General features: G+C 71.1%; 6 protein-coding genes and 1 pseudogene. 3 read left to right on the plus strand and 4 right to left on the minus strand.

The features are described from left to right. Together PLJ28_RS10185 and PLJ28_RS10190 are read right to left on the minus strand one after the other, a co-directional pair. Positions 1-593: pseudogene (locus tag PLJ28_RS10185) on the minus strand (type III polyketide synthase); the annotation flags it as partial. A gap of 133 nt (positions 594-726) precedes the next feature. Beyond that, positions 727-3,456 (minus strand): LuxR C-terminal-related transcriptional regulator, encoded by a 2,730-nt coding sequence (locus tag PLJ28_RS10190; RefSeq protein ID WP_324590099.1) that lies wholly within the window; start codon positions 3,454-3,456, stop codon positions 727-729. Between the two features lie 527 nt (positions 3,457-3,983). Between PLJ28_RS10190 and PLJ28_RS10195 the strand changes: the two genes are divergently transcribed. From PLJ28_RS10195 to PLJ28_RS10205, 3 genes are all read left to right on the plus strand, one after another. After that, positions 3,984-5,474: an amino acid ABC transporter substrate-binding protein/permease gene (locus tag PLJ28_RS10195; RefSeq protein WP_298045894.1), complete on the plus strand. Its 1,491-nt coding sequence runs from the start codon at positions 3,984-3,986 to the stop codon at positions 5,472-5,474. Continuing rightward, positions 5,471-6,247 carry an amino acid ABC transporter ATP-binding protein gene (locus PLJ28_RS10200; RefSeq protein WP_221243383.1) on the plus strand — a complete coding sequence of 259 codons (777 nt, stop codon included), beginning with the start codon at positions 5,471-5,473 and terminating at the stop codon, positions 6,245-6,247. Before PLJ28_RS10195 ends, PLJ28_RS10200 begins: the two co-directional genes overlap by 4 nt. 106 nt (positions 6,248-6,353) lie before the next feature. Further along, complete coding sequence (locus PLJ28_RS10205; protein WP_183527521.1) at positions 6,354-7,373, plus strand: siderophore-interacting protein; 1,020 nt, start codon at positions 6,354-6,356, stop codon at positions 7,371-7,373. Positions 7,374-7,869: 496 nt separating this feature from the next. Here the strand turns inward: PLJ28_RS10205 and rpsI are convergent, their stop codons facing one another. Together rpsI and rplM are read right to left on the minus strand one after the other, a co-directional pair. Next, complete coding sequence (rpsI, locus tag PLJ28_RS10210) at positions 7,870-8,367, minus strand: 30S ribosomal protein S9 (protein ID WP_010145285.1); 498 nt, start codon at positions 8,365-8,367, stop codon at positions 7,870-7,872. A 35-nt stretch (positions 8,368-8,402) separates the two neighbouring features. Beyond that, complete coding sequence (rplM, locus tag PLJ28_RS10215) at positions 8,403-8,846, minus strand: 50S ribosomal protein L13 (protein WP_010145286.1); 444 nt, start codon at positions 8,844-8,846, stop codon at positions 8,403-8,405. Positions 8,847-9,275 lie beyond the last annotated feature (429 nt).

Consider the following 9,275-nt stretch of genomic DNA (forward strand, 5'->3'; position numbering starts at 1 on the left):
TTGCCCAGCCGCACGTGCAGCGTGCACAGCTCCACGCTCACCACCAGCACGACGGCGGACGGGTCCGCCTCGCAGACCGCCGCGGCTTCGCGCAGGGCCGGCAGGGCGGCGTAGCAGCCCATGAAGCCGATGTGGGTCCTCTTGGTGGTGGCGGGCAGCCCGAGCCGGCGCACCAGCTGGTAGTCCGGGCCCGGGGAGAAGAACCCGGTGCAGGAGACGGTGATGACGTGCGTGACGTCCTCGGGCCCCAGGTCCGGACAGGACTGCAGCGCACCGCGGCCGGCCTCCTCGTAGAGGTCCGCGGCGTGCTGGGTGTAGACGAGGTTGCGGGTGCCCGTGCTGGGATTGAGCACGTGGCCGGTGGCCGGGTCGAAGAAGGTGCCGATCGGCCCGCTGGCGCCCCGGCCGGCGTCGCGCCAGTCCTCCACCACGGTGTGCCGCCGCTCGATGCCCGAGGCGTTGAACGCGGCCGGGACCAGCCGCTGCCCCAGCCGGTTCAGTCCGGGCTGGGCGACCAGCACGTCCCGGACCATCTCCTGTTCCAGCACGATGGGCGGGACGGCGGTGTGCAGGGACCGGATCAGAGCAGGCATGCCTCATCGTGACAGCCCTCACGCCTCGGGCACAACCACCGCGTACGAACCACCCGGACGCGTAGCCCGCCCGAACGGCCCGCAGGCGCAGCCCGGGCGACCGTTGCGCAGGAACGTCCCGGCGGGAGGCCGGTCAGAGCCCGTGGTGGCGGGCGGCCTCCAGGGCCTCCTCGGCCGTCGAGGCCCCGAGCTTGGCGTAGAGACTGCGCAACTGCCCCTTGATGGTGTTCTCCGCACGGAAGGTCGAGGTGGCCATCTGCTTGCGGGTCATGCCCTCCCGCAGCATCCGCAGCACCTCCTGCTCGCGCGGTGTCAGCTCCGGGACGACCTCCTGGTCGGCCCCGGCGGGGTTGGTCACGGCGGCGATCCGGGCGGCCTCGTCGTCGTCGATCATGCCGAGGCGGGCGAAGACCGGTGTCCAGCCGAAGGGATGGAAGTAGGCCAGGTCCGCCAGTTCGGCACCCTGGCGGGCGATGAGGGGCAGCTGGCGCAACACGGACTCGTCCGCCGTGTCCGGCGTGGCCTGGGCCCGGGCGATGACCTCGGCCAGGTCCGCCAGGGCGCGGTGCCGCATGTTGGTGCGCTCCGGCTCGTGCAGGGCCCGCAGCGCTCCGTCGAAGTCCTGCTTCCACAGGCAGCGCATGGCCTCGAGGTTGGCGAGCATCGGGTTGTGGTCCCAGTCCGGCACCGCCCCGCCGCGACCGCCGACGAGCGTGGCCAGGTTCGAGACCTCGCGGAGGAGCCGGTCCGCCAGCGGCGCCCGGCAGGCGTAGGGCCGCTGCTGCCGCCACTCCTCGATCCGGTGTTCGGCCTCCCCCAGGCGCCCGTCCAGCGTGAGGCAGTACGCGATGGCGCTGGCGTGAGCGGCCCAGAACTCGTTGGAATCCGGCTCGAACGGGAGCTCTGCCAGCAGCTGCCGGGCCGTGTCGTGCTCGAGTTCGGCCGTCGCCACGTGGATCCGGGCCAGGATGGCCGCACGGGCCAGCATGGGACGGCCCCACCGCACGGCGGCGAGCGGTTCGTCCACCTTCTCGAGCCACCGCCGGGTCTGGTACAGGTTGCCCATGTGCGCCGAGAGCAGCGCGAGCTTGCCGGCGGCATCGGCCTTGACGAAGTCCACCTCACCGCTGCTGCCCCAGAAATAGGCGGCCTCATAGGCTGCCTTCGCCTCCACCTGCCGATCGGCCAGGTGCAGCGCGATGCCGGCCTGCAGGTCGGCGAATCCCGCGACCGCGGGGCGGACCCTCAGGCTGTCCACGGCGGCGTCCACCGTCGCCCGGACCCGCTGTGCCGCCTCGGCCGCCTCCGCGAAGTGCCCGGACAGCCGCAGGTGCGCCAGTTCGGCGATGCCCAGGGTCAGCGTCCTGCGGTCCGGCTCGAGCGGCATCCGCGCCGTGCGGACCCGCAGGCGTTGCGCGGTCTCGTCCCGGGCGTAGTCCGGCCTCGTGACGGCCGGCATGAAGTCCATGCCGTCGGCCCGGGTCACGGCCATGAGCCGGGAGACGATCCCGGTCGCACCGAGACCGGAGATGACGTGGCTGGGCAGCCGGCCGACGGCCTGTGCGAGCATCGGTGCGTTCCGCATGTACAGGTCCACCCAGTGGTCCAGGATGAGCCCCTCCAGGCGTTTCCACGCCCGGTCCCGCAATGCCGTCTCGACGGCGGTCTCCACCCCCACGTTCAGGGTGGTGGCGTCGACCGCGGCCTCGCCGAGCTCGCGGGCCCGCTGCGGGTCCGCGTCGATGACCGACATCTGCAGCGCCTCCCGGACGAGCGTCGACATCCGCCGCTGACCGTCCGAGCATCGCACCACCAACCCCAGCTCCTGCAACTGCTGCAGTGAGGGCCCCGCGCCGGGCCCCGCGGGGTGGGCGCTGAACGCCGCCAGGATCTCCTCCGTGAACTCGGGCAGGAACGCCGCCATCTGCACGACCTCCCGGTCCTCGCGCCCACCGAGCCAGCGCATCAGCGAGGACATGACCGCCAGCTTCGCCGCGTGGTTGCCCAGCGGGTCGTCCAGGAGGATCCGCACCGCCCGCAGCCAGCCGCCGGTCCGGGTGTGGATCTGCAGCGGCGTCAGCGGCTTCGGCGAGTGGCCGTTGGTGGCCGCCCGCCGGGCCAGCTGCGCGGACGCCTGGCCCCTCAGGGGGACCTGGACCGGCACGCCGGCCGGCTGGCGCGCCGGATCGGGGGCACCGTAGGCCTCGATCTCGTCCACGGTCAGCAGCACGTCGTCCGGCCCTGCCAGCCGTGTGGGGAAGGCGGCGGCGAGCGCGGCCACGGGCACCTCGTGCCCCCCGACGACGGCGACCCGGCCGCCGTCGGGATCGTCCAGGAGGGAGCCCACCCGGTCGATGAACGCCTGCACCTCACCGCCGGACTGCTCCCAGGAGAAGATGCGCCGGCGCACCTCCGGGCCGTACAGCTCCCCCAACGGGCCGTGTGCGGCACCCCGTGCCGGAGCGACGCCCGGTCGCGCGGCCGGGCGGCTGTCACCGGGCCCTGCAGCCGGGCGGCCGTCGTAGGGCCGTCCGGAGGTGCGCGCCGGGGCGGGCGTGCGGGCGGACGCGGGAGTAGGCGCTGCGGTGGGCTCGTGCGCGGGCTCTGAGTCGGAGGTGGGCGCAGAGGCGGACTCGGAGGTGGGCTCGGGAGCGGATGCACGGGTGGCGGCCGGGACGGACCCGTACGCGGCGACCCAGCCGGCGGCCAGCCAGGGCGCCCCGGTGCCCATCGGGGCGCGGACGATGAGCAGCCGCTCCTCGCCGGAGGGCGTCCGGAGGAACCGGTTGAGGGCCGGGTGGGAGGCTCCGAGGTCTTCGAAGAGTGGGGTCGGCGTCATCGGCTCGGGTCCGGGATCAGTCATTCCGCTGGCGGATCTGCGCTAGTGGCACGGGGAAAGACCAGCGTGTCACAGGCGTGCGGCGGATGTCCCGGCGCGGTCGACCGGCGGGGTCCGCGTATCCGAAGCGTCCAGCGCCACCCGGCAAGAGGTCCCGGCCGGCGCAGCCCGGTGAGACGCCCGCTCCGGCGCACCCCGGCGAGGTCCCGGCCGGCGCAGCCCGGTGAGACGCCCGCTCCGGTGCCACCCGGCAAGACGTGTGCGCCTGGTTGCGGATAGATCGAGCCGACCCCCATGAGATTCCCCCTCCACGTCGGTGTTCGCATCGTACGCCGGACCGGGGACGACGTGACATCACACACGTCATGTTGGTGTCCGCTGCCTCGTCGCAGGCCACCTCTGAGGCGTGGATCACGGGTTCTGTAGGCTGGTCCCCACTGTCACATCACGCCCGCCGTCCCGCCGATCCGTTCGCGGGTCCGGCCGGCCTCGCACCGCTCCCGCCGCACCCACCACGGCGGGGAGGAGACACAGAAGAAGGGGACATCCTTGTGAGATCCATCCAGAACAGGCCTGCCCTGGCGGTGATCGTCGCACTGGCCGCCCTGGTCTTCGGCGGCGCCTCCCTCTCGGGCGCCACCGCCCTGGCGACCGCGCCGTCGGCCGCTGCGGCGACGCCCGCGGGATCCGGCCAGACCTACACGATCGCCACGGACACCACGTTCGCGCCCTTCGAGTTCCGCGACTCCTCCGGGGAGCTGACCGGCATCGACATCGACATCATGGAGTCGATCGCCGAGGACCAGGGATTCGAGGTGGAGTGGCAGTCCCTCGGCTTCAACGCCGCCCTGCAGGCCGTGCAGTCCGGCCAGGCCGACGGCGTGATCGCCGGCATGGGCATCACCGACGAACGCCGCGAGATCTTCGACTTCTCCGAGCCCTACTTCACGGGCACCCTGACCCTGGCCGTGAACGAGGGCGACGAGGGCGAGATCACCGGCTTCGAGTCCCTCGAGGGCAAGACCCTGGCCGTGAAGACCGGGTCCCTGTCCGAGGAGGAGGCGAAGGCGAACCAGGAGGAGTTCGGCTTCGAGCTGCTCCCGCTGGACCAGACCACCACGATGGTGGAGTCCGTGAAGTCCGGCAACGCCGATGCCCTGATGGACGACTACCCGATCATCGCCTACGGCGTGGAGCAGGGCTCCGGCCTGGTCACGGTCGGTGAGCAGATCCCCACGGGTGACTACGGCTTCGCCGTCAACAAGGGCGACAACGCCGAGCTGCTGGCCATGTTCGACGCCGGCCTGGCCGAGCTGCAGGCCTCCGGCGAGTACGACGAGATCGTGAACCGCTACCTGGGCGGCGAGGGCGAGGACGACGGGGTGGACCGCTCCACGTTCTGGGGCCTGCTCGTCACCTCGTTCCCCGCCCTGATGTCCGGCCTGGGCAACACCCTGCTGGTCACCGCCATCTCCTTCGCCCTGGCCATGGTGCTGGGCCTGCTCTTCGGGTTCATGAAGATCGCCCGCAACCCCGTCCTGCGGGGCATCGCGGTCACCTTCATCAGCATCTTCCGCGGCACCCCGATCCTCGTCTGGGCGTTCTTCTTCTACTTCGGCCTGCCGCAGCTGATCGGCACCAACGTCAACATCTGGGTGGCCGGCGTGCTGACGCTGACGCTCAACGGTGCGGCGTACATCGCCGAGATCGTCCGCGGCGCCGTCCAGTCGGTGGACCCCGGCCAGATGGAGGCCTCGAGGTCCCTGGGCCTGGGCTACGGCAAGTCCATGCAGCGCGTGGTGCTGCCGCAGGCGTTCAAGATGATGACGCCCTCGTTGATCAACCAGCTGGTCATCATGCTCAAGGACTCCTCCCTGCTGCTGGCCATCGGCTTCGCCGAGCTGCTCTACCAGGCCCAGCAGATCTACGCCGCGAACTTCCGCGTCACCGAGGTGCTGCTGATCGTGGCCGTCATCTACTTCGTGGCCATCACGCTGCTGACCCAGCTCGCCAACTACGTGGACAGGAAGGTCAACAAATGAGCACCCAGGCCGTAGAGAGCACCGGCGGGACCGCCCCGAGCCGCAAGGTCGTGGTGGACGTCCAGGACCTCACCAAGTCCTTCGGCGACCACGAGGTGCTCAAGGGCATCACCGGACAGATCCACGAGGGCGAGGTGCTGTGCGTCATCGGCCCCTCCGGCTCCGGCAAGTCCACCTTCCTGCGCTGCCTGAACCGGCTCGAGGAGCCCACGGGCGGCACCGTGCGGGTCGGCGACTTCGACCTCACGGACCCGAAGGTGGACATCAACAAGGTCCGCCGCCACATCGGCATGGTGTTCCAGCAGTTCAACCTGTTCCCCCACATGACCGTGGCGGAGAACATCATGCTGGCCCCCACCGAGGTCAAGAACGTCTCCAAGGCCGAGGCACGGCAGACCGCCGAGCGGCTGCTGGACCGTGTGGGACTGAAGGACAAGGCCGACGCGCGGCCGGCGTCGTTGTCCGGCGGCCAGAAGCAGCGCGTGGCCATCGCCCGGGCGCTGGCCATGAGCCCGCAGATCATGCTCTTCGACGAGGCGACCTCCGCCCTCGACCCCGAGATGGTGGGCGAGGTGCTGCAGGTCATCCGCGACCTGGCCGTGGAGGGCATGACCATGGTGCTGGTCACCCACGAGATGGGCTTCGCCCGCGAGGTGGCCGACCGGGTGCTGTTCATGGACCACGGGAAGATCGTGGAGGTCGGCCCGCCGGAGCAGATCTTCGACAACCCGCAGCAGCCGCGACTGCAGGAGTTCCTCTCCAAGGTCCTCTGACCGGGCAGGGCGTTGCGCAATACGGCACGGCTCCGTAGGTTAATAGGTAAGCCTTACCTCATTCGAGGATCCCGAGGCGTCCCCGACCCGACGGAGTCCCCCTGCCATGACCGTGACGGCCACCCGGACCTACCCCGCCACGCGCGCCTACCGGACGCGCGTGACCCGGATCGACCCGCTCAGCGAGCACTTCGTGCGCTTCACGCTGGCCGACGAGGACCTGCAGTTCTTCGGCACCGGGGGCCTGGACCAGCGGATCAAGCTGATGATCCCGCGCGCCGACGGCTCGCTGCCGGACGTCGGGCTGTTCGAGGATCCCGCTCCCCCGATGATGGAGTGGTACCAGCGGTGGCGGTCCCTGTCCGAGGAGGAGCGCAACCCCATGCGGACCTACACCGTCCGCGCCGTGCGCCCCGCCGAGCGGGAGATCGACGTGGACTTCGTGCTGCACGGCACCGACGGGCCCGCCTCGGCGTGGGCGTCCACCGCGGCGGTGGGCGACGAGCTCGTGGTCATCGGTCCGGACGAGCGCTCCGAGACCGGCGGACGAGGCCGCAGCGGGGGCATCGAGTGGGACCCGGGCGAGGCCACCACCCTGCTGCTGGCCGGCGACGAGACCGCCGCCCCCGCCATCTGCGCCATCCTCGAGACCCTCGACGAGCGCTACTCCGGCCACGTGTACGTCGAGGTGCCCACGGCCCAGGACACCCTGCCGGTCCACACCCGTGCCTCCGTGCAACTGCAGTGGCTGCCCCGCGACGACCGCCCCCAGGGCGAGGCGCTGACCGAGGCCCTGCGCGCCTGGGGCCGGGACCACGGCGCCGCGGTCGCGGGGACGGGTGTTGTGATCGCGACCAGACGTCCCGACGGCGGCGGGGCAGGTGCCGCGGCGGGGATCGGTGCCGGGACCGAGACAGGCGTCGCCATCGAGGCCGAGGCCGACAGCGAGGCCCCGCTCTGGGACGTGCCCACCGAGGGGCCGCACGGGCGCTGGTACGCGTGGCTGGCCGGTGAGGCCGGGGCGATCACGTCGATCCGGCGGCACCTCGTGAAGGACCTCGGGATCGACCGCAAGTGCGTGTCCTTCATGGGTTACTGGAAGCAGGGCCGCGCCGAGGGCAGCTGATCCCGCGCCCGGTCCCCGGGCATGCTGCAGCCCTCAGGGCACTGCAGCCCTCATGGCACTGCAGCCCTCATGGCGCGGCAGCCCCGGCCTGACGCTCGGGAACCCGTGCCGGCAGTGCGTTCCCGCCGGCAGGCCGGGGCGCCGCCGCAGGACATCCTCGACGACGGCAGGCCGGGATCCCCGGCTCCAGGCCCCCCGCCGACCACGTCGCCCGGGGGCACTGCCTTGGAACGTTCCCGGCCATCGCGTCCCCGCCGACCGCGTCCTCGGGGCCCATCCGGTGCGCCCTCGCCCTGAAGCAGTCCGGTCCGTGACAGTCGCGGCTGCAGGCGGCCGCGCACCAGGTGGATACCGCTGCGCATTCCTGCAGGCTGAGACACGGCTTAAACCGCAGAACCCCGCGGCCTGGTCCGTGAGGACCGGGCCACGGGGTTCCGTGGGCCGAGAGCGGCAGGCGAGCTGCCGCCGTCGGGAACTGCCGTGAGGCAGCGAAGGATCAGCGCTTCGAGAACTGCGAGGCCTTGCGGGCCTTCTTGAGGCCGGCCTTCTTGCGCTCGATGACGCGAGCGTCGCGGGTCAGGAAGCCGGCCTTCTTGAGGGCCGGGCGGTTGTTCTCCCGGTCGATCTCGTTGAGGGCACGGGCCACGCCCAGGCGCAGGGCGCCGGACTGACCGGAAGGGCCACCGCCGGAGATGCGGGCGATGACGTCATAGGCACCCTCGAGCTCGAGGAGCTTGAAGGGGTCGTTGACTTCCTGCTGGTGCAGCTTGTTCGGGAAGTAGGTCTCGAGGCTGCGGCCGTTGATGGTCCACTGGCCGGAGCCGGGGATCACGCGGACGCGGGCGATGGCCTGCTTGCGACGACCCACGGCGCCACCGGCGACGGTCAGGGCCGGGCGCTCGGAGACCGCAACGGCCTCGGCAGCGGGGGTGGACTCGGAGGTGTAGCTGGTCAGCTCCACTTCCTCGGTCGACTCATTCTCATTCAGAGTCATGGTTCTCCTTGAAAGATTGTGGTGGGGCTGACCCGTTACTGGGCGACCTGGGTGATCTCGAACGTCTTCGGCTGCTGGGCGGCGTGCGGGTGCTCGGCACCGCGGTACACCTTGAGCTTGTGGATCTGCTCAGCGGCCAGGGAGTTCTTCGGGAGCATGCCGCGGACGGCCTTCTCCACGGCGCGGACCGGGTTCTTCTCCAGCAGTTCCGCGTAGGACACGGACGAGAGACCACCCGGGAAACCGGAGTGGCGGTAGGCCCGCTTCTTCTCGAGCTTGGCGCCGGTCAGGGCCACCTTCTCGGCGTTGATGATGATGACGAAATCGCCCATATCCATGTGGGGGGCGAAGGTCGGCTTGTGCTTTCCGCGCAGCAGAGTTGCGGTCTGGCTGGCAAGACGACCCAGCACGACGTCAGTGGCGTCGATGACGTGCCACTGGCGGTCGGCGTCGCCGGGCTTGGGAGTGTACGTACGCACGGTGTTTGCCTTCGTGTTCGGTGTCGGTACAGTGACCTGGCCGCAGGGCGTGAGTCCGCGGGCGGGCACTGAGTTCTTCGGTGCGCAACCGGTACATCAGGTGAGGACTGATGTGAGGCCGGGTCCGAAAGCTTCCCGGCGGCGCTCCGGGCGTTAGTGACCATGCAACCAGGCCACCCGAGGGCACAGCGAATCCGGGAAAGGACACGCACAACGAAGATTCATACTACCGGACCGACGCACGGCGGGCAAAGCGTGGGTTCGGACGGCGCCCGGTTGCCGGTGGGCGCAGGTCCGGGGTCGACGTCGGGCGGCCGGGATACCGAGGTTGGGCACCCGGGGCGGGACGGGGCCGGGCCGGGCGCCCGGGATGAGGCCGGGCGGGGCGGCAGCCGGCGTTCGCACCGGCGGGGCGGCAGCCGGCGTTCG

The organism is Citricoccus sp. (assembly GCF_035445025.1).
GTDB lineage: Bacteria > Actinomycetota > Actinomycetes > Actinomycetales > Micrococcaceae > Citricoccus.

What these genes read in the sequence shown, in the direction of transcription:
- rpsI (WP_010145285.1), bottom strand. Translation starts at nt 8,367, where the DNA reads ATGACTCTGAATGAGAATGAGTCGACCGAGGAAGTGGAGCTGACCAGC.
- PLJ28_RS10190 (WP_324590099.1), bottom strand. Translation starts at nt 3,456, where the DNA reads ATGACTGATCCCGGACCCGAGCCGATGACGCCGACCCCACTCTTCGAA.
- PLJ28_RS10200 (WP_221243383.1), top strand. Translation starts at nt 5,471, where the DNA reads ATGAGCACCCAGGCCGTAGAGAGCACCGGCGGGACCGCCCCGAGCCGC.
- PLJ28_RS10205 (WP_183527521.1), top strand. Translation starts at nt 6,354, where the DNA reads ATGACCGTGACGGCCACCCGGACCTACCCCGCCACGCGCGCCTACCGG.